Below are 20,308 nucleotides of genomic sequence, written 5' to 3' on the forward strand. Positions count from 1 at the left end.
TTGGCCCCGAATCCACCTACCACCAGTAGGTGGGATACCGAAGGCCGCGCAGTCGATTTGCGAGGATGCCAAGCACCACGATCATGATTGACGAAGCGAAAATGAAGCCTATGAAGCGGAAGTCGTTGGCAAGCCCATGGCCGTGTGGCATCAGTACGGTGACCATAGCAGTAGCGGTGGCAGGGGAATGAGCCGCGCGAGCAAGAAGCATGAGCGCGAAGGCAACGCCGGCGGCAACCGCTGCAGCAATGATGGTCGAACCCAGCATGTGCAGAATTGCGATGCCAGTCGTGCAGCCGATGAGGTGTCCGACCACGACATTTCGTGGCTGAGCCAGGGGCAGGTTCGGTGCGCCGACGATAAGCGCCATGGCAGCGCCAATAGGAGGCAAAAATAGCAGGTCAGAGACAGAAGTTGAGATGAGTGCCAGGGTCATCAGCGGCAGGCTCACGGCGACCGAGGCGGCGACAATATGGCGCAGCGGCGGGCGAGGTGGTGCTTCGCTGGCGATAAGGGGCCGTCTCGTTGGCCGTGAATAGGACATGGAAAGCATGTTAGGATGCGCTGCTTCGCTCCGCAGAGGTTCAGAGTTTTTATTGAAATAGAGGTTTCATGAGACGCTCTGAACCTCTCTGAACCAGCCAAACTCCGACCATTTTCGCCGGGTATGACACACTTAAGGGCATGGAGCCTATCGATGTCGCAATCCGGGACGAGTCCATCCGTCTCGGGCAATTCCTGAAGTTGGCCAACCTGGTGGAAACGGGCGGTCTGGCCAAGGAACTCATTGCTGAGGGCCAGGTCAGCGTGAACGGTGAGGTCGACACTCGTCGTGGCAAGGTGCTGCGTCCAGGGGACGTCGTCTCTATTGCTGGTATGTCGGCACGCGTGGCCACTGCCGATGAAGTCGATGATGACTACTTTGATGAGGCCACCGCCGATGGTGACTTTGATCCTGAAAAGTGGAGGAACCTGTAACTCATGCCCGCATTTCCCGCCGAATTTGGCATGCCCCTGCGCGTAGATTTGCTCTCCGCTGCACCGCGTAAGACCGAGCGCTTCTACCGCGGCGTTCTCGGATGGGCTTACCGCAACACCGCGCCGATTCATGAGGATGCCCGCGAAGCTTCCGTTGGTCGACGCATCGCCATGCTGTCCGGAATGCCGGTGTCAGTGCTGCTGGAGGCCGATAAGGACGCTGAGGATGCCTTCGTCAACCAGTGGCGTGTGAACTTCCATGTCGACTCTGCCGCTGGTGCCGTCGAGAAGGCGCGCGAGCTCGGCGCCGAGGTCTTCCAGGAACCGACTCCGCTTGTCGACGGATCCACAATGGCCGTCGTTTCCGACCCCGCCGGTGGCCTGATTGGACTATTGGAACAACCGGGTGAGCAGGCCTTCATCGCAGCGGGCGAGCCCGGCACCCCGGTGTGGTTCGAGCTGGTTGCAGGCCCGGAGGAGACCTTTGAGCAGGTCGCGGACTTCTACCACAACTTCTTTGGCTGGGAAATCGCCGTGCGCAACAAGAACGAGCACGGCACTTTCGCAGTCGCGATGGAAGACGGGGCACCGTTCGCTGGCTTGGTAGCCAGCTCGGTTGCCGCACAGACCGATGCGGCCGATAAGAGCTTCGTTGGCTGGCTAGCGTACCTCGGCGTGGAGAACATCGACACCGCTGTCGCTAAGGCTGAGGAACTGGGCGGTTCCGTGCTCGTCGCCCCGCAGGCCACCGAGTTCGGTCCGCTGGCAACCGTGCAGGACCCGTGTGGTGCGGCAGTTGTGCTCTGCGAGGTGCCGCTGCCGCCGGAGGAGGACATCCGCGAGTCCGACCCGCTGGAAGGCATTGACCTCAGCCAGTTCCAGTAGGGGCTCAGAGTTCTTCGTCGTCGTCCTCGGGGGCCCGTTTCCCGGTGTAGTTAACGTGTAAAGGATCGTCTTCGTTAGTGATCTCACGTAAAGGCACAGCTCGCGCAGCACTATATCTGTTTCTACTCATATTTCTTGGCCCTCCCCCTATGAGTAATCCCAGTCATCGGCGCTCTCCTTATCGGCGGAGGGTCAACGGCTGGGATTGATAGCAACCACTTTAATTACGCTTCGTAATCGAGTCAATGCCTACAACCCCAGCTCCGCCCGCACTGCAGTCACAAACTGGCTGGTAGTCGCGGTGCCGCCAAGGTCCAGCGTCGGCGCGGTACGTGTGGCGGCGTAGACGGCCTGGCGCAGCTTGGCTGCGGGCGCAAGCTCTGAGGCCGGTGCCCCAAGATGTTCCGCGCACATTGCTGCAGAGAGCAAAAACGCAGCCGGGTTGGCGATGCCGCGCCCGGCAATGTCCGGTGCCGAACCATGCACGGGCTCGAAAACCGCAAAGTCGTCGCCAACATTCGCCGACGCCGCCAGCCCCAGCCCGCCAATCAGTCCTGCACCAATGTCACTGAGGATGTCGCCGATAAGGTTTTCCGCGATGATGACATCAAAGCGCGCCGGGTCGGTCACCAGCTGCATTGCCACGGCATCCGCATTGGCAAAATCGAATGCGACCTGCGAATACTCCTCCGCCACCTGCTCAACTGCCCCGCGAATCACACGCGCAGAGTCCCGCAGGATATTCGGCTTGTCCGCCACCGTCACCGTCGGCGTGGCCTCCGAATCGGGGTTTGCCGCCTGCCGCGCGAGAGCCAACTTGGCCGCCTGTCGCGCAAGGCGGTGCCACGCAAAGGACGTCGTCACGCGCAAAGAAACCGCAACGTCGCCACGCTTATCGACGGCGCGAGCCACCGTCGAGTCCTCTGCCACCTCTGCCCACAGGTGGTGGTGCGGGGAGTCGGCCGGGGCGTCGTGAGGCGGAAGGAGATAGTCGTGACTGTAGAGACCCTCGGTGTTTTCGCGGACGATGGTGAAATCGGCAGTCGCGCCGGGCAGGGTGACCGGGCGGATGTTGGCGAAGAGGTCGAGGCGCTGGCGCAGCTGGAGAACAGGGGAGCGGTAAGTCAGGCCGGTACCGCGCAGATGCGGTGCTAGTTCTTCCTCAGCCTCGCGAGCGGGCTTGGAGGTAATCGCCGCGAGCAGAGCGGCGTCGCTGCGTCCGAGTGTTTCCCAAGTTTCCTGCGGGACGGGATTGCCGTGCGCGCACCACTGGGACCAGCCAATTTGTGCCTCTGTCAGCTCCCAGTGCGGGAAGACATCGGCGATGAGTCCTCGGCAGGCATCGGTGATTTCAGGGCCGATGCCGTCGCCGGGCAGGAGTGTGATGCGGCGCGGTGCCGCTTCTAAAGCAGTCGCAGGCTGGTCGGTTTCCATGGCTCTTAGCCTAGGACTGCGACGCCTGCGCGTGTGCGGTTTGGCTACTTTGCGAAAGTAACCGGGATCTCGGTGATGTCCTCGAAGCCCTCGCTGTGGTCACCGAAGAGCTTCAGCACGCAGTCCTGCTGGGTGCAGTCCACGGCCTCGCCGGTGGGCACAACGCTGAGCTCGAAGTGTGCGGTGTTGTCGTCGGCGATGGTGGTGGTGCCGCCGGACTTCTTGGTAATCCACTGCTGCGACTGGGTGCCGGCACTGCGGTCACCGGTGCAGTCCGGGACGGGGTTGCCTGGAGCCTTCTCGGCGGCGCAGAGTGCGGCGTAGTAGCCGTAGTCGGGGTCGAGACCAGACAGGTCGACGGAGATGACATCGCCCTCGGAGAGGTCGTTGACCGGCTCGGCCTCCATGGTTACTTCGCCGGCGCTGGCGTCGGTTTCTTGATCTGCAGCCGAGCTGGTGGTTTCCGAGGCGTTGGTAGCATCCTGTGCGGCATCGTCCGCGTCATCTGTGCCACAGGCGGCGAGAAGTGGAAGTGCGGCGACGGCCGGAACAGCCAGGAAAGCCGCGCGACGCTGGAGTGTACGAGTAGTCATAGGAGGTAACGTCCTTCCGAAAAACTGTAGAGATTACTATCTTTACTTAAGGGTAGGCTAACCTAGAACTAAAAGATAGCCTAAGATTCTTTGGGTGAGTAGAGCAAAGTCCTTTCTAAGCTCTTTGTTACTAGTGTTAGTCGTTATTTAGTCATTCTTTTTGTCGTCTATCTCCGTGCAGCGTCAGCTCACAGAGGGGGAATATGTTCACCGTGCCTGCCTGTCGCGTTCGCAGCCTTGCCGGAACACTGCTGAGTGTTGTCCTAGTCGCAGGACTAGTCGCCTGTGGTTCCGATGATGCCGCGAGGGAGGGGGCATCGTCGTCAAGCGCTGGCGTGACGACGGTACCGCGCGCCGACAACATTTCCGCTCACGGTGCCGCGCATGCGAACCTGCCTTCGGAAAACCCCGAAGTGCTGCTGAAAGACCCGAAACCGGCGGCGGACAAGGACTACCAGCGTATTCTCACGCTTGACCGGGCGGGAGCACTCAGTCGTGCGGTCTACACGCTTGGCCTCGGAGACCGTCTGGTGGGGCGCGACTCCACCTCCGATTTCCCGGCGGTAAAGGATTTGCCGAACCTCACCATCGGCGGGCATGCAGTCAATGCTGAGTCGGTGATGAAGCTAAAGCCGGAGCTCATCATTACCGATGGCACGATTGGCCCTAGCCGTGTCTTCGACACGTTTGAAAAAGCGGGGATCACCGTCGTCCATGTGTCGGACGAGCGCACTCCCGAGACGATCAACACGCTTATCGACGAAGTCGCGGGCGCAGTCGGCCTGGCTGACCAAGTTGGCCCGGTGAAGGAGCACCTGGACAAGGAGCTGGCGGCTGCGACCGAGTACGCGCAGGCCAAGGCCGATGGCCGCAAGATGATGATTCTCTACGTGCGCGGAACCGGTGTGGCCATGATTGCGGGACCGGATTCTGGTGGGCGTTCTCTGATCACTCGTCTCGGCGGTGTCGATGCCGGTGAGGGCGTGGGTATTGAGGGTGCGTTCACGCCGATTACGCCAGAGTCGCTCATCGCTGCGGCTCCAGACACCATCCTGGTTATGTCTGGTGGCCTGGAGTCCGTCGGCGGGATTGAAGGCTTGAAGGAAATCCCGGGTATCGCACAGACCCCGGCGGGCCAGAATGAGTCCGTTGTGGACGTGCCCGATTCGCAGCTGCTGTCCTTTGACTCGCAGTCGCCGCGTGCGATTCGCGCCATTGCGGATGCTCTCTACGGTGGCGGTGCTGGTGATGGCGCTGACAAGACTGCGGGAAAGTGACTGGCTGAGCAATGCAGACAACCGCGAACAAAACTAGTCCGTTCAGACAGGTGGCCGTTTTCATTGGACTCGCCCTAGCGCTGGTGCTGGCAATAGGTTGGTCGGCCTCCGTGGGGCAGTTCGGCGCTACCATCGGCGAATCACTGAGCTCAATGGTGAGGCTAGTGTTCAATGGCGGTCTCGGTGACGCGCCAGAGCCCATCGACACCGTGCTGTGGCAAGTGCGACTGCCGCGCATCGCGCTGGCCTGCCTCGTTGGCGCGGGGCTCGCCCTCGCAGGTGTGGCGCTGCAAGCGGTGTTCGGCAACCCGCTTGCCGAACCCGGCCTCATCGGCGTTTCCTCCGGCGCCGCGGTCGGCGCTGCCACCGCCACAGTTTTGGGCACCGCCGCCGGGCTTTCCGGAGTGCTCGGCGGAGTGTTGAGTGTCTTCGCCAGCAGCTGGGCCATTGCGGTCTCAGCTTTTATTGGTGGCGCGGTAGCCACGGCTATTGTGGCCGCCAATGCGCACGGTGGCCGCGATATCGCTCGAATCATTCTGGTCGGTGTGGCTGTGAACTCCATCTGTGGTGGTCTGGTTTCGCTCCTGACATTCGTAGCCTCCACGGCTGCCCGCGACCGCATTGTGTTCTGGCAGATGGGCTCGTTTGCCAGTGCCACCTGGACGCAGGTTGTCATTATTACGTTGGTGACAGTTCCGGCCGTGATTGCCATGTGGGTCAGCTACCGCAAGCTGGACATTCTGAGTCTTGGTGAAGCGCAAGCCCGCCACCTGGGTATTAACGTCGTCACGCTGCGTCGCGCCATCATTTTTGGCACGTCCCTGGTCGTGGCGGCTGGAGTGGCATTTTCCGGCATCATCGTCTTCATCGGCCTGGTCGTGCCGCACGCTGCACGACTGCTGCTGGGACCAGCGCATCGCACGCTGATTCCCGCATGCATCCTCGGCGGCGCGCTGGCCACAACGCTGGCCGACCTCGCGGCCCGCACCATGATCACCGGTGCGGACCTGCCGCTGGGAATGCTCACCTCGATTGTCGGTGGCCCACTGTTCTTCTGGCTGCTCCTGCGTTCGAAGAGGGCGGTGCACTAATGGAAATTCACTCTGGCCTGGGTATTTCTGCCGAAAATGTCAGCATCACCCTGGGTGGTCACCGCATCCTCAACGATATTTCCGTGGTCGCCGAGCCCGGAAAAGTCACCGCGCTGGTCGGCCCGAATGGTGCTGGAAAGTCGACACTGCTCGCAGCGCTTTCTGGCGACCATGAGCTCAGCGGCGGCAACGTCCGGATTGGCGAGCACTCCATTGCCGAGCTCTCCATCGCCGACCTGGCCCGCTACCGCGCCGTCCTGGTACAGAGCCAAGAACTGTCCGTGCCATTCACCAGCCGTGAAGTCATCGACTTCGGACGCAACCCCTGGGGCTGCCCGAACGAGGAGCTGCTCGCGGAAGTGATCACTGAATGCGACGTCGCGCACCTCCTTGACCGGGAAGTCCCGACCCTCTCCGGCGGCGAGCGCGCCCGCGTCCACAGCGCGCGCGTGTTCTACCAGGACACTCCTGTCGTGCTTCTCGACGAACCGACCGCAGCCCTGGACCTCCACCACGCCGAAAAAATCATGGGAATGATGCGCGCCCGCGCGGCGGCGGGCAAAGCCGTGGTCGTGGTCCTGCACGATTTGTCCGCCGCAGCGGCGTATGCCGATCACGTTGTGGTGGTGGCGCAGGGGCGCGTCGTAAAGCAAGGCCCGCCTGCGGAAACCCTGGATGCACAGACCGTCAGCGAAGTCTACGGCATCGGTGTGGAAGTGCTTCAGGACTCCGCGGGCAACCCCGTGCTGGTGCCTCAGCGTGCGGGCCACAATCTCTCACCCCAGTCTCCGAACCTCACAGAGAAAGAAGAAAATCATGGTTGAAAACACGATTAAAGAAGGTGACAAGCAGGCTGCTCAGCCCCTGGCAGAGCGACTCAAAGTGGAGACTGCGGGTGTCCACAGTGAAGCGGAGAACTCCGACTTCATGTCGAGGCTGCTTGCGGGTGAACTGAATGCGCAGGCGGCCATCGATCTAACTGGTCAGCTCTACTTTGTGTACGAAGCGTTGGAGCAGGCAGTGCGGTCCACTGCGGAGTCGCCGCAGGTCAGAGCGGTCTACGATGCGCAGCTGGAGCGCCTGGAGGCTCTGGCGGCCGACCTTGAACATTTGGTGGGGCCTGACTGGCGGGAAAAGATCTCGCCAGTGGAGGCGACAAAGAACTACGTGGCCGAGCTTCGTGAAATCGAAAGCAACGGCAACGCCAACGCCGCATTGGCACACCATTACGTTCGCTACCTGGGCGATCTTTCTGGTGGTCAGGTGATTGCGTCCATGCTGGCCAAGCATTACGGCATCGGTGCGGAGGGAACCCGATTCTATGACTTCTCCGCTATCGGAAAAATTAAGCCCTACCGCGACGGCTACCGACGGAGTCTGTCTGAGCTGGGCATTTCGGATGCCGATAAAGATGCCGTGGTCGACGAGGCGAAGAAGGCATTTCGTCTCAACCGAGCGATCTTCCATGACCTAGCTGGTGGTCTGGACGACGCAGTGGCGTAGGTTGCGGCGGAGGGCGCGGACTGGAGTGTTGCGACTGTGGCTGTGGGGGTGTGCATTAGCCGATGTACACCACTGCGTTACGGCCGCCCGTGCACTTGATGTTGCCGCCAGCAGGACGGCACCACATGTTGTAGGTCAGGCCAGTCGTTGGGCTGTAGGCCGTGATGGTGCCGGATTCCGCACCAGTGGAATTGCGGTAGCGGACGTAGGCGCTGTGTACATTTCGAACGAACGGATCGCTCGTTGAGGACGTGCCCTTCCATGCGCTGGAGAGGTTGCCGCCAGCCAGGCCCGATGAGCGAGACGAGCCCGAATTACCGGATGAGCCACTCGAATCTTGAAGAACCACGGTCTCAGTCTGTGTGACCGGTGGGTTGGGCTGGCTCGAAGCATCGGCAGCGGCCTGTGTAGTGGCAGCCGTCTGTGTGTCGGCCGCAGTTACCGAGTCATCTTTACTCAGGGTGACATAAAGTACCGCGCCAACCAGGCCCAGCAGGACCACGACCAGCACTGAAATGAGCGCAATCATTGCGCCGGAAGTACCTGATCTTTGCTGCGGATACGCCGGGGCTGCGTAAGCGAAAGTTGGTGCCGGCTGCGCAGCGAATTGGGGCTGCGGCTGTGGTTGGGGTTGAGGTGCCTGGTTCGGGTACACGGGGCCGAAAGAACCGGTGGAAGGATTCGAATTGTAGTTGGGGTCTGAGCTGGGGGACTCGTTATGCGACATGCTGGACGACCAATCACGAGGAGGAAGTGTTCCCCCTGTGATGAGCCCAACCCGCGTAGCGAATGGTGTTCCATCCCCTGGGGACACGGTTAACGGCTTTTATTGTATTACTGGGAAAACTGTAAAGCATGTTAGGAGACGCATGTTGTCCGCAAAATGCGGCAAGGACGGGTTTAGCTAGACCCGAAATGAGGTGGTGAGCTTCAAATGAGGTTGTGACCATCGAGAAACTGCCTAAGTTTATGTCAGTTTCGGCACTAATTTCTGCTTGTTTTTGTCATAAACCTAGTCAGTAACTTGTGAGCCGGCCCAAGACTCCGGGCTGCACATGCGAAACTGGGGTGCGCGTGAAACCCCACGGCCATTTTTCGGCCGTTTTGTTCATGCGCACCCCAGTTTGTTGCGAGGTGTAGCTGGTAGCTGCCTATTGGTTAGCTGCTTAGTGGCTACATCCCCAGGATTTCCTTGAGTTCGGCCTTAATCTGGTCGAGCCGCTCGGCCGCGGCCACGTGCGGAATCGCGGCCGAAGCGACCGGCAGCACGACTTCCAGGTAGCACTTCAGCTTCGGTTCCGTGCCGGAAGGCCGGGCAATGACGCGGTCGTTGGCCTCGGTGAGGATGAGAATGCCGTCAGTAGGCGGGATGTGATAGCTCTCGCCCTTGGCGTCGACCATGTCTAGGCCATCATTCATGTCCGTGACCTGCGTGACCTTCGCTCCGGCCAGCTGTGCAGGCGGGTTGGCGCGCAGAGTGTCCATGCCCTTGGTAATCAGCGACCGGTCCTCGACACGGAAGGTCAACGGGGCGGTCTTGTAGAGACCGTGGGCACGGGCAACATCATCCAGCAGGTCCTGGATGCCAAGACCCTGGCCCTTCAGTCGCGCCACCGCGTCGGCGACACGCACCGCCGCAGATACGCCGTCTTTGTCTCGCACGACTGCCGGGTCAGTGCAGTAGCCAATGGCCTCCTCGTAGCCGAAGACGAGCCCGTCCACACCAGCAATCCACTTAAAGCCGGTCAGTGTAGCGCGATAATTCAGTCCGTGACCTGCGGCAATCTTGCCCAGCAGGCGCGAGGACACAATCGAGTTAGCCATTGTGGCCGGAAACTCTGCGCCCTCATCATTGGTCACGGTCGCAATCCCACGGGCCTCGGCATCCGCAGCGATGACTTCACCCAGAAACGCACCGATGTCATCGCCGGAGAGCTGTCGCCAGCCGCTATCGACGCCGCTGTCCGGAATAGCTACCGAGCAGCGGTCCGCATCCGGATCAGCCGCGATGATGACATCCGCGTCTTCAGCACGTGCCAGCTCAAACGCAAGATCCAGCGCCCCGGCTTCCTCCGGGTTCGGGAACGATACCGTCGGGAACTCCGGATCCGGCGCGAACTGCTTCTCAACCACGCTGACATTCGAGAAACCTGCCGCGTTCAGTGTGCGCACGATGGTCTCGCCACCGACACCATGCATCGGGGTGAGAACAATCTTCGCTGCCTGCTTCTCTTCGCTTGACGACGTCGTTGCGAGCGCAGCCGCCCGTTTCACATAGGCGTCCAGTAGTTCAGGACCAACCTGCTCGACGGCATCGAAGTCACGCGGAACCTCATCAGCTGGTGGAGCAGCGGCAATGGCGTCCGCAATTTGCTTGTCATGGGGCGCGATAATCTGGACGCCTCGGCGGGAATCAGACTCCACCGCGCGGCCACCGAGGTAAACCTTGTAACCGTTGTCCTTCGGCGGATTGTGGCTGGCTGTGACCATAATGCCGGCATCGGCATTGAGGTGGCGTACGGCAAAGGCGGTCACCGGTGTGGGCAGCTGCTGCGGCAGGGCCAGGGCCTTGCCACCGGCTGCGGCGACAACCGCGGCGGCATCGCGGTGAAAATCAGCGGAGCCGTGGCGGGCATCGCAACCAATGACCACGGTGAAGTCATCGCCGACAATGTTCTTCAGATGCGCAACCAGGCCAGCGGTGGCACGGATGACCGTGGCACGGTTCATGCGAGACTGACCAGCGGCAACGACACCGCGAAGACCTGCAGTGCCGAATTCGAGTGGCCCGGCGAAACGGCTTTCCAGCTCGGCAATCGCATCGGGGTTGGCGGCCTTGGCTTCGTCGTAAAGCGAGGAGAGCTCAGCGGCGGTGGCCGAGTCCGGATCGTGGGCGATCCAATCGGTGATGGTGGCTTGTAGCTGTTCGGAGAGCATCGGGGTTAGCCTACTTCAGACCGTCGAGGACAGCGGCGGAGGAAGAAAGGCCCAGGCGAGAGGCGCCAGCGGCGATCATTTCCTCAGCGGCAGCGGCATCGCGGATACCGCCAGAGGCTTTGACTCCAAGGCGGTCGCCCACGGTTTCGCGCATGAGTTTCACGGCGTGAGCGGAAGCGCCGCCAGCTGGGTGGAAACCTGTGGAGGTCTTGACGAAGTCTGCGCCTGCGGACTCGGAGGCCTTGCAAGCTGCGATGATTTCCTCATCGGTCAGGGCGGCCGACTCGATGATGACCTTCAGAACCTTGCCCGGAATGGCATCGCGAACAGTCTTGATTTCGGCCTCAAGGTCGTCGAAGCGGTGCTCCTTGGCGAAGGCGATGTTGATGACCATGTCAATCTCTTCGGCACCATCGACCACGGCGCGGGCGGCCTCGGTGGCTTTGACCTCGGCCTTCACCGCACCGGAGGGGAAGCCTACGACAGTGGCGATGTGCAGGCCCTCAGGCACCTCGACTGGGAGCTGCGAGGGGGAGATGCAGATGGAGTAGGTGCCGAGCTTGCCGGCCTCAGCGATAAGAGCCTTGACCTGGTCAGAGGTGGCTTCTGGCTTGAGCAGGGTGTGGTCAATCATCTTGGCAACATCAGCGCGGGAAGTCATGGGAGAAATCAAGTCCTTTCGGAAATTTGGGAGAGAGCGTCAAGGTAGGGAGGTGGCGGGCTCGGGGCGGGGAAGTGGCGCCGACGCGAGCCCATCAGTAATTTTCTAGGACACGCGATCGAGGATAATCTCGTGCTCGGCTGTCGGCGCGGTGTCGCCGATTTCAATGCCTGGCTCGATGGACTCGAGAGCGCGCTCGAACTTATCCGGAGTTTCAGTGTGCAGCGTGAGCAGCTTCTGGCCCTTGACCACCTTGTCTCCCGGCTTGGCGAAAATCTCAATACCGGCAGTGGCCTGCACCGGATCATCCTTACGAGCACGTCCTGCGCCCAAGCGCCAGGAACCAACGCCGAGAGCCAGTGCATCCAGCTTGGTCAGGTAACCGTCAGCCTGCGCAACCACATCGTGCGTGTGAGGTGCCACCGGCAACGCGGCATCCGGATCGCCGCCCTGAGCGCGGATCATCTTCTTCCACGAATCCATTGCGCGGCCGTCCTTCAGAGCCTGCTCCACGTCAGCATCGTGTACGCCGGCCAGCTCCAGCATGTTTCGGGCCAGCTCACAGGTCAGCTCCACGACGTCCGCGGGGCCACCGCCAGCGAGAACCTCCACCGATTCGCGGACCTCGAGGGCGTTGCCGATGGTCAGGCCCAGCGGAGTGGACATGTCCGTTAACAGTGCGCGGGTATTCACGCCCGCATCGTTGCCCAGGTCAACCATGGTGCGGGCCAGTTCGCGGGCCTGATTCAGATCCTTCATGAAAGCGCCTGAACCGACCTTGACATCCAGCACCAAGCTGGAGGTGCCCTCCGCAATCTTCTTGGACATGATCGACGAGGCAATCAGCGGAATGCAGTCCACCGTCGAGGTGATGTCACGCAGCGCGTAAATCTTCTTATCCGCAGGTGCCAGGCCCGCACCGGCTGCTGCGACGACCGCGCCGGAATCCTCCAGGATTTGCATCAGGCGGTCATTCGGAACATCAGCCTGCCAGCCTGGAATGGATTCCAGCTTGTCCAGGGTGCCGCCGGTGTGGCCGAGGCCGCGGCCGGACAGCTGCGGGACGGCCACGCCGTAGGAGGACACCAGTGGGCCCAGCGGCAGCGTGATCTTGTCACCGACACCACCGGTGGAGTGTTTGTCCGTGGTGGGCTTGCTCAGCGATGCGAAGCTCATGGTCTCGCCCGAGTCAATCATCGCCTGAGTCCAATCCACAATCTCGCGACGGTTCATGCCGCGGATGAAGATGGCCATGTTCAGCGCCGCCATCTGTTCATCGCCCACGACACCGCGAGTGTAGGCATCAATGACCCAGGAAATCTCTTCCGGACTGAGCTCACCGCCATCACGCTTTACCTTGATGACGTCAACTACATCGAACTTTTCAGCCATTGTTCGCTCCTTTTATAGGCGATTGTGCTTAGCGATATTGGTCTTGTGAACTCTGCTGATTCCGATTATCATCAGCACTAGAACAAATGTCAATAGGCAACTTTCCATTTGTACCCACATAAGTATGTTTGCATAAACACCTCGAACAGGCTCGGGGAGGGAGAGCACAATGTCCTACATTTCAGACGAAGAACTACTGGCTAAGGCCTACGCAGCCACGGAAAACTCGTACGTCCCCTATTCAGGTTTTCCGGTCGGTGCCGCACTTCTGCTTGACGACGGCACGGTGGTCACAGGCTGCAACGTGGAAAATGCGTCCTATGGGTTGACCAACTGCGCAGAGCGTACAGCCGTGTTCCGCATGGTCGCGGAGCACGGCGGCAACCATAAGATTGCGGCCTGTGCCATTGTCGGGCGAAAGGCGGCACCGTGCCACCCCTGTGGTGCCTGTCGGCAGGTCCTGCACGAATTTGGGTGCAAGCGTGTCATTGTGGAATCCGAGCGCCCGGAAAATGGTGGTTTAGGCGCTCCGGCCAGCATCGACTTCGAAAAAATTCTCCCTTACGCCTTTGGTCCCGAGGACCTGTAGGCATCATCACCACAGCCTCTTTTATCAAGAAAGAAGACCTTAGTCATGGATAGACTGCAAGGCTTACTGGGCATCATCCTCGTCATCGGATTTGCCATTGCTATCTCAAAGAACAGGAAAGCCATTAACTGGCGCACGCTCGGTGTTGGCCTGCTGCTGCAAGCGGTGTTCGCGCTGGTAGTGCTGAAGTGGGAACCCGGCTTCCAGGCGTTGAAGAGCGTCGCCGGTGCCATTGAGAAGATGATCGACTTTACAAATGAGGGCACCTCATTTGTCTTCGGTAATCTTTTCGACGGCACGGGGAAAAACTTCGTCTTCGTGCTCAACGTGCTGCCAGTGATCATCTTCCTGGGCGCAGTCCTCGGTGCCCTCTACTACCTGCGGGTAGTGCAGTACTTCGTTGAGTATGTCGGGTCCGCACTGAAGTTCATTATGGGAACCTCGAAGGTAGAGTCCGTCTTCGCTTCCACGGTGGTTTTCCTCGGGCAGTCGGAGGCTCCGCTCGTCGTTAAGCCGTATATTCCGAAACTGACCAAGTCGGAGCTGTTCGCATGTATGTCGGGCGGTTTTGCTTCGGTGGCCGGATCGACGTTGATTGGTTACTCCCTGCTCGGTGCGCCATTGGAGTACCTGCTGGCGGCATCGGTAATGAACGCGCCGGGCTCGCTGCTGATTGCGAAGACTTTCTGGCCGGAGACGGAGGAATCCGATCTGGATGCGTCGGTGAAGGATGTCCGCGACACTGAGTCGAAGAACGTCATTGACGCGCTAGGATCGGGTGCGTTGGCCGGCGGTCGTATCGCTGTGGTTGTGGCATGTCTGTTGATTGCGTTCATCGCTGTGATTGCGATGCTGTCGGCCATGATTGGCGGCATCGGCGGCTGGTTCGGTCAGGAAAACTGGTCACTGGAGGGGCTGTTCGGCCTAATCTTCGCGCCGATTGCCTGGTTGATTGGTGTGCCGTGGGAGAACGCAGGGCTGGTCGGTAGCTTCATTGGTGAGAAGACGATTCTGAACGAGTTCGTCGGCTACACCTCGTTCTCGGAGCACGTCGACTCGCTGGATCCGAAGTCCATCATGTTGGCGACCTTCGCCCTGGCTGGCTTCGCCAACCTGTCTTCCATTGCAATTCAGATCGGTTCCTTCGGTGCGCTATCGCCGGAGCGTCGCGGTGAGATTGCCAAGAACGGTCCGCTGGCGCTGATTGCGGGTCTGTGCACCAACCTGCTCAACGCTGCAATTGTGGGTGTGATTGCGCTATAGCTAGGTGCTTGCTGTGTGGTTAGTTACTGGCCCTGCTAGTCGATCTTCTGGAACGGATCGGTAGCAGGGTCAGTCTCAGCAGCGGGCTGCGAGGAAAAATCTTCAGTTGCTTCTGCTGGCATTTTATCCAGGCGGTCGGGTTCCTCAGTTCGGAATTCGGCCGCCTGCTTTTCTAGATTCTGATGGATTTTCTGCTCGCCCTCGGCGGCCGCGGTAGCTCGGGGTGGAAGCTGGATGTATCGCTCTGCGGGCAGGCCGGCGCGCAGTTGGCGCATCCTCTCAACCTCGGCATCCAGCTTGAAGCCGAAGACCACGACGACATTAATGCCCCAAAGTGCAGTCATGAGAGCAATGACGGCACCCATGGCGCCGTAGGGGTTTGAAGCCGCAAAGTTGAACAGGTAAAGCTGCAATGCCTTGCCAATACCCAGCGAGCTGATAATTGCCAGTGCCGAACCGGTACTGAGCCAGCGGAATTTGCGCATGCGCACATTCGGTGTGAAGTAGTACAGCGAGCCAATCAGAATCATCGACATGACGATAATGACCGGCCAGCGCAGCCAACTCCAGACGGAGATGCAGAAGTCAATGACCTGTCGCGTGGTCGATTCAATACCCAACGGGCGGGCAACCGGTTCGACGATGGTGATAACTAGCTGGTCATTGACAACAATCGCAATGAGCAGTACCACCGTGCCAATGAGCAGCAATAGCGTAATGGCGACCATGAGCAGGTGGTAGCGAATAAGCGTGCGGCCTTCGGATACGCCATAGATGGAGTTACCCGTGCGCGAAAATGCGCGCGTGTAGGCCGACGACGAAATCAGCGCAAAGACAATACCGATAGTCAGTGCGACGAGACCGCCCGTGGCGGAGCCGATAATCGTTGAGATGACATTGCGAATCGGTTCGGCATACTCAGCTGGAATGTAGCTGCGGATGAAATCCTCGGTCAGTCGGTTGAGGTCATCGGTGTAACCGGCCAACATCAGCGTGGCAATTGAGTAAATCGCAAGCAGTGCGGGTGCGAAGGTTAGCACCGTGTAGTAAGTCAACTTCGCGGCGGCGTCGAAACCGAGCTCCAAGAAAAACTCGATACCCGCACGCTTGAGAGCGTAGAGCGCTCCTTTCCACCCCACGGGTGGCAACTTCTTCGCGGACTGAGCAAAAGATGCGTCCGCCGACTCGTAGGCCTGGAGTGTGTGCTTGATCTGCTGTGCTGGTGACACCTAAAGAATCGTCCTCTCCGACCGGACAGCGGCTGCAACATATATGCGGACATCTGCGCTCGCTTAAGTCTATCGGTCGAAGAGGGCAGAGACGCTTCTCGGGCCCGGGTGTCAGTTCTTTGTACTGATGCGTCCCGAGACAGCTAATCCGTGGCAGAGGGAGGGGTGGAGCTAGTGGGTGAGTCTGGCGAGCCCGGTGAGTCCGATGAGTCGAGCGAAAGTAGGCGCTCGGCGGTGGCATCGTCAATGACCAAGTGAGTGGCCAACTTTGTTCGAAGGGCCACATCGATAGCCTCGGCCTTGTGTGCGCCACCGGCCACAAGTACCCGAGTGGGGATCCGGCGCAGGTCAGAGAGGCTGATACCTACCGTGCGGGCATCGACCTCTGGCAGCGCAATGCCACCGTCCGGGCGGTAGAAGCGTGAGCAGGCATCGCCCACTGCGCGCTCCACGAGTAAGTCCTTTTCGGTTGCCGACAGCTGCCCCAAGTTCAAGGCCAGTGAATCATGGTCGACTGCGCCGACAGTGAAAACGGCAATGTCCACCGTCCGGCCAAGCGCCAATACGCTGGCGATGAACCGATCCTGTTCCACGATGCGCTTGGTCTCGACCGAATCGAAAATCACCGGCAGCGGCAATGTGCGGGCATAGGCATGGAAAGCGTGGCAGAACCCGCCAATAGTGCGGATGTCATTCGTCGACTTATCGGAATGACTCATTCCGCCCTTGAGCTGCACAATTTCCACGCCCGAGACATCCTTGGACTTCAGTTGCGTGGATACGGAGTACATGGTCTTACCCCACGAAACACCGAGAAGGGTACCGTCGACCACCAGCTCGTCGAGAAGCTCGGCGCCCACACGCCCCAACTCGCGGAGCAAGACCGCGTTGCCAGCGCGTGCCGGTTGCGCCAGGCGCACATCGTTGAGCTGGTAGCGATCCCGCATCTGCGTCGCGGTCTCTGAGGCTTCCTCGCGCGGGTCGTGGATTTCAATGCGCACGTAACCGCGCTCACGGCCAAGGTTGAGCAGTTTAGAGACCGTTGGGCGGGAAACCCCGAGTTCGGTTGCAACCTGAGACTGTGTGAGCCCCTCGCCGTAATAGAGCTTGACGGCGGTGAGTGCTTGGATGTCGCGGGTGTCCACAGCGGCCTCCTCCAGCAAGAGCACTTAGTAAGCGCACTTGTAACAGGAACCTCGCTTGATTGGGACCCTGCCCGACTTGGTCATCGGGAAAGCGTGCGCCTCACCTGTGATTTTAGTTCTACGTTTGCAAAAACAAAAAGTCAGCTTTTGCATTTGTAGTAAACGGTGAGGCGTTTGCTGTCCCCGGAGGCTGCGGAAGGCATCGGAGAGCCCGGAAAGCATCGGAGGATAAGGCAGCGCAGGTTGGGTTCCCGCAGAATTACCAGATATTCACGCGCTCATTCGGCTCACGCCACATGCCGTCCCCCGCTGAAGTGCCGAAGGCCTCATGGAACTCATCGATGTTGCTGGCAATGACGTTGCAGCGGAACTCCGCCGGCGAGTGCGGGTCAATGGCAAGCAGCTGACGTGCAAACTCCGGACGAATCTTGGAACGCCAGACCAGTGCCCACTGCTTGAACAGGTCACGGTAGGTCTCGGGGGTGTCCTCCAACCCGAGTTCCTTTCCGCGGGCAGCGAGGAAACGGCGGAAAGCGACGACAGCAATACCAAGCCCGCCCAAGTCACCGATGTTCTCTCCCAGGGTGAAGCGACCGTTGACACCGGGCAGGTCAGCGCCCTCCTCGGCCTGCTCGCGCAGAGCCTGCGGAACCAGGCCCTCGTACTGGTCCACCAGTGCGGAGGTCAGCTTCTCAAAAGCTGCGCGATCCTCATCGGTCCACCACTGGTGAAGGTTGCCGTGACCGTCATACTGCGAGCCCTGGTCATCAAAACCATGACCAATCTCGTGACCAATAACCGCACCGATGCCACCGAAGTTCTCCGCTGGGGAAGCGTCCGGTGAGAAGAACGGCGACTGCAAAATCGCAGCCGGGAACGTGATGTCATTGACCACCGGATTGTAGAAGGCATTGACCGTCTGCGGAGTGCCATGCCACTCATCACGATTGGCCGGGGTTCCCAGCTTTGCCACCTCATAATCATGCGCAAAAGCGCTGGCAGCGCGAGCATTGTCCATCAGTGAATCCCCGAGCTCCATCGCCGAGTAATCACGCCAACGCTCCGGGTAGCCAATCTTGGCCTTAAACAGCGACAGCTTCTCCAGCGCCCGCTCCTGTGTCGCCTTCGTCATCCACGGCAGCTTCGAAATTCGCTCCCGGTACGCCGCCAGCAGGTAGTCCACCAGTTCCAGGACCTGCTCCTTGTACTCCGGAGGGAAGTGCTTTTCCGCATACAGCTTGCCGACGTCATGTCCAACCGCCCCGTCCGCAAAGGCAACACCACGCTTCCAGCGTGCACGCTGCTCGGTCGAACCCTGCAAGGTGCGGCCGTAGAAGTTAAAGCTCTCCGCAGAGAAGTCATCCGACAGGTAGGCAGCACGCTGGTGGAGAACGCGCCACAGCGCCCACAGGCGCAGATCTGCCAGGTCAGTGTCCTGCCACAGCTTGCTCAAGTGCTCGAAGTACGACGGCATCATCACCACGATGGTGTCGATGGCAGTCTGGTTCGTCTCATTGACACCGGTGGCCGCGAGCCACTCCGCGACCGGGAAGCCGGTGGGGAGGTCAGCAATAGCGGTCTTGTTATAGGTCTTCAGTGCGTCGCGGGTATCGACCACATTCCAGTGACCAGTGGCAATGCGCTTTTCAAAAGCCACGATGCGCGCCGCCGCAGCGGCCGGGTCCACCAACTCGAATGCAGCAAGTGCGGTGGAGAGGTCTCCCGCGCCGTCGTCATGCGAGGAGAGGAGCTTCAACATAGCGGCAACATGCTGCTCATAGGCGGCGAGAGTGTCGGCGTGGCCAGGCTCGCGGTAGTAAGCCTCATCCGGGAGGCCGAGGCCCGACTGCAGCAGGTAGAGAGCATCCAGGTCCGAGCCGGAATCCTTCTCTACCCAGTACCCGAGCGCACCACCGACACCGAGGCGGTCGAGGCGGCCGAGTGCCAACGCCAGCTCATGCGCGTTCTCGGCGGAGGCAATCATTTCTAAATCCTGTGCGAGCGGAGCAGCGCCGGCGTCATTAATAGCGGCTTCGTCCATGAAAGAGTTGTACAAGCGAGCGACGCGGGAATTCGGATCCGCATCGGCGGCAGTGGTGATGAGCTCGCGGACATTTTCCTCCGCCTCATCCCTTAGGTTGTAAAAGGCGCCATCGATGGGGCGGTCAGCCGGGATGACGTGATTGCTAATCCACTCACCGTTGGTGGCCAAGTAGAGGTCATCCTGTGGGCGAGGAGTTGTTGAGAATTGGGACGTTGCGGACTGGGTCTCAGTATTAGTGCTATTTGTCATGCCGCCAGTCTAGGGGCAAGGGCGGATTGAAGCTGTGACTGGAGGGGTGGAATAAGTTTAGGCTTACGAATGGGGCTGAAGTGGTTTAGGGGGTAAGGTGCAAACCATGAAATTTCTTCCACTTTCCGCGAACGCGGTGTTGAAGCGACGCCCGGGACGCGCCACTTTGGCAAGTATCGTGGCCGTTGCGCCGCTGACCTTGGGTGTTATTGCACCGGCAGACGCACAAACACAGGACGCATCTGCACACTCCAACCAGTCCGCTGCTGATTCCAAGGGGTCGCTCGACTTTTTGACTGTTCAGGAGTCGCAGGGCTCTGATGCCAACGGTTCGTCAACTGGTTCGGCTACCAGCGCATCGTCAAACTCGGCTCGCACCGGCTTCAACATGGGGCCGACCGGCGTGGACGTTTCCAAGTGGCAGCGCCCAGGTGGCGTCGCGCTGAAATGGGACGAGGTCGCAGCCAGCGGCCAGAAGTTCGCTTTCATCAAGGCCACCGACGGTGTCGAAGGTGACCAGAAGTACTTCCTCGAGGACTCCATTGCTGCAGCGAAGGCCGGTCTGTATGTGGGCAGCTACCACAAGGCACATCCGGATCGCTCCGCAATTGCGCAGGCTGACCAGTACGTAGAAGCACTGCAGCAGCGCGATGAGCAAATCTCCACAGACAAGACACTGCCGCCGGTGCTGGACATCGAGCTGGATAATGGCCTCAACCCGACCCAGCTGCAGAAGTGGACCAAGGACTTCCTCGAGCGCGTAGAGGAAAAGACCGGCGAAACCCCGATGATTTACACCTACCGTTGGTTCTGGCAGAACCCGATGGGTAACTCGACCGACTTCACCGACTACCCGCTGTGGCTCGCCGCCTACGAAGACAGCGCTCCGACCTCGCTGCCGGGCGGTTGGGAGAGCATGGCCTTCTGGCAGCGTTCCTCCACCGGCCGCGTCGATGGCATCCCGACCATCGTGGATGAGGATGTCTTCAACGGCACCGAAGCTGAGCTGCAGCAGCTGGCTGCTGCTCACTAGCAGTG

19 protein-coding genes are annotated in these 20,308 nt (G+C 60.2%); 9 read left to right on the forward strand and 10 right to left on the reverse strand.

All coding sequences use genetic code 11. From position 1 onward, the window contains the following. Positions 1–16: 16 nt before the first annotated feature. On the reverse strand, positions 17–544 hold the full coding sequence (locus HMPREF2849_RS02275; protein WP_224784065.1) for an HPP family protein: 528 nt from the start codon (positions 542–544) through the stop codon (positions 17–19). 140 nt (positions 545–684) lie between these two features. Here HMPREF2849_RS02275 and HMPREF2849_RS02280 point away from each other — a divergent pair, with 140 nt between their 5' ends. After that, entirely contained in the window at positions 685–978 is a 294-nt protein-coding gene (locus tag HMPREF2849_RS02280; RefSeq protein ID WP_070862550.1) for an RNA-binding S4 domain-containing protein, read from the forward strand. A gap of 3 nt (positions 979–981) precedes the next feature. Continuing rightward, a complete protein-coding gene (locus HMPREF2849_RS02285; protein WP_070566502.1) occupies positions 982–1,863 on the forward strand; it encodes a glyoxalase/bleomycin resistance/extradiol dioxygenase family protein in 882 nt (293 codons plus the stop codon). A 249-nt stretch (positions 1,864–2,112) separates the two neighbouring features. On the opposite strand, the gene HMPREF2849_RS02290 is transcribed toward HMPREF2849_RS02285, so the two are convergent. Both HMPREF2849_RS02290 and HMPREF2849_RS02295 read right to left on the reverse strand, forming a co-directional pair. Then, positions 2,113–3,297: an isocitrate/isopropylmalate family dehydrogenase gene (locus HMPREF2849_RS02290; protein ID WP_070862551.1), complete on the reverse strand. Its 1,185-nt coding sequence runs from the start codon at positions 3,295–3,297 to the stop codon at positions 2,113–2,115. Positions 3,298–3,341: 44 nt separating this feature from the next. Next, complete coding sequence (locus HMPREF2849_RS02295) at positions 3,342–3,890, reverse strand: neocarzinostatin apoprotein domain-containing protein (protein WP_049172509.1); 549 nt, start codon at positions 3,888–3,890, stop codon at positions 3,342–3,344. 203 nt (positions 3,891–4,093) lie between these two features. On the opposite strand from HMPREF2849_RS02295, the gene HMPREF2849_RS02300 reads away from it, so the two are divergent. Genes HMPREF2849_RS02300 through HMPREF2849_RS02315 form a run of 4 tightly spaced genes read left to right on the forward strand, consistent with a single transcriptional unit; the run spans position 4,094 to position 7,761 of the window. Beyond that, positions 4,094–5,167: a heme/hemin ABC transporter substrate-binding protein gene (locus tag HMPREF2849_RS02300; RefSeq protein WP_016421807.1), complete on the forward strand. Its 1,074-nt coding sequence runs from the start codon at positions 4,094–4,096 to the stop codon at positions 5,165–5,167. 11 nt (positions 5,168–5,178) lie between these two features. After that, the gene (locus HMPREF2849_RS02305; RefSeq protein ID WP_049172506.1) at positions 5,179–6,258 is read left to right on the forward strand and encodes a FecCD family ABC transporter permease; all 1,080 of its coding nucleotides are present in this window, start codon (positions 5,179–5,181) and stop codon (positions 6,256–6,258) included. After that, positions 6,258–7,082: a heme ABC transporter ATP-binding protein gene (locus tag HMPREF2849_RS02310; protein WP_083310794.1), complete on the forward strand. Its 825-nt coding sequence runs from the start codon at positions 6,258–6,260 to the stop codon at positions 7,080–7,082. The genes HMPREF2849_RS02305 and HMPREF2849_RS02310 overlap by 1 nt, the downstream gene beginning before the upstream one ends. Next, complete coding sequence (locus HMPREF2849_RS02315) at positions 7,075–7,761, forward strand: biliverdin-producing heme oxygenase (protein WP_070439286.1); 687 nt, start codon at positions 7,075–7,077, stop codon at positions 7,759–7,761. The genes HMPREF2849_RS02310 and HMPREF2849_RS02315 overlap by 8 nt, the downstream gene beginning before the upstream one ends. Positions 7,762–7,816: 55 nt before the next feature. Here HMPREF2849_RS02315 and HMPREF2849_RS02320 read toward each other — a convergent pair whose 3' ends face one another. From HMPREF2849_RS02320 to HMPREF2849_RS02335, 4 genes are all read right to left on the reverse strand, one after another. After that, the gene (locus tag HMPREF2849_RS02320; protein WP_246822085.1) at positions 7,817–8,290 is read right to left on the reverse strand and encodes a hypothetical protein; all 474 of its coding nucleotides are present in this window, start codon (positions 8,288–8,290) and stop codon (positions 7,817–7,819) included. A gap of 644 nt (positions 8,291–8,934) precedes the next feature. Beyond that, positions 8,935–10,698 (reverse strand): phospho-sugar mutase, encoded by a 1,764-nt coding sequence (locus HMPREF2849_RS02325; protein WP_070862553.1) that lies wholly within the window; start codon positions 10,696–10,698, stop codon positions 8,935–8,937. Between the two features lie 10 nt (positions 10,699–10,708). Then, positions 10,709–11,359 (reverse strand): deoxyribose-phosphate aldolase, encoded by a 651-nt coding sequence (deoC, locus tag HMPREF2849_RS02330; RefSeq protein WP_070862554.1) that lies wholly within the window; start codon positions 11,357–11,359, stop codon positions 10,709–10,711. 105 nt (positions 11,360–11,464) lie between these two features. Next, positions 11,465–12,751: a thymidine phosphorylase gene (locus tag HMPREF2849_RS02335; RefSeq protein WP_070862555.1), complete on the reverse strand. Its 1,287-nt coding sequence runs from the start codon at positions 12,749–12,751 to the stop codon at positions 11,465–11,467. Positions 12,752–12,920: 169 nt separating this feature from the next. Between HMPREF2849_RS02335 and HMPREF2849_RS02340 the strand changes: the two genes are divergently transcribed. Both HMPREF2849_RS02340 and HMPREF2849_RS02345 read left to right on the forward strand, forming a co-directional pair. After that, positions 12,921–13,340, forward strand: a complete 420-nt coding sequence (locus tag HMPREF2849_RS02340; RefSeq protein WP_048732021.1) for a cytidine deaminase — start codon at positions 12,921–12,923, stop codon at positions 13,338–13,340. Between the two features lie 45 nt (positions 13,341–13,385). Further along, a complete protein-coding gene (locus HMPREF2849_RS02345; RefSeq protein ID WP_070862556.1) occupies positions 13,386–14,603 on the forward strand; it encodes a NupC/NupG family nucleoside CNT transporter in 1,218 nt (405 codons plus the stop codon). A gap of 35 nt (positions 14,604–14,638) precedes the next feature. On the opposite strand, the gene HMPREF2849_RS02350 is transcribed toward HMPREF2849_RS02345, so the two are convergent. The 3 genes from HMPREF2849_RS02350 to HMPREF2849_RS02360 all read right to left on the reverse strand — a co-directional run bounded on the left by HMPREF2849_RS02350 (position 14,639) and on the right by HMPREF2849_RS02360 (position 19,270). Further along, positions 14,639–15,832, reverse strand: a complete 1,194-nt coding sequence (locus tag HMPREF2849_RS02350; RefSeq protein WP_224783750.1) for a YihY/virulence factor BrkB family protein — start codon at positions 15,830–15,832, stop codon at positions 14,639–14,641. 143 nt (positions 15,833–15,975) lie between these two features. Continuing rightward, positions 15,976–16,977 (reverse strand): sugar-binding transcriptional regulator, encoded by a 1,002-nt coding sequence (locus tag HMPREF2849_RS02355; RefSeq protein ID WP_049172610.1) that lies wholly within the window; start codon positions 16,975–16,977, stop codon positions 15,976–15,978. A 259-nt stretch (positions 16,978–17,236) separates the two neighbouring features. Then, positions 17,237–19,270: a M13 family metallopeptidase gene (locus tag HMPREF2849_RS02360; RefSeq protein WP_070862557.1), complete on the reverse strand. Its 2,034-nt coding sequence runs from the start codon at positions 19,268–19,270 to the stop codon at positions 17,237–17,239. Positions 19,271–19,376: 106 nt separating this feature from the next. Here HMPREF2849_RS02360 and HMPREF2849_RS02365 point away from each other — a divergent pair, with 106 nt between their 5' ends. Beyond that, on the forward strand, positions 19,377–20,303 hold the full coding sequence (locus HMPREF2849_RS02365) for a glycoside hydrolase family 25 protein (RefSeq protein WP_069359693.1): 927 nt from the start codon (positions 19,377–19,379) through the stop codon (positions 20,301–20,303). Positions 20,304–20,308 lie beyond the last annotated feature (5 nt).

It is taken from the genome of Corynebacterium sp. HMSC073B01, from assembly GCF_001838255.1.
Classification (GTDB): Bacteria; Actinomycetota; Actinomycetes; order Mycobacteriales; family Mycobacteriaceae; genus Corynebacterium; species Corynebacterium jeikeium_D.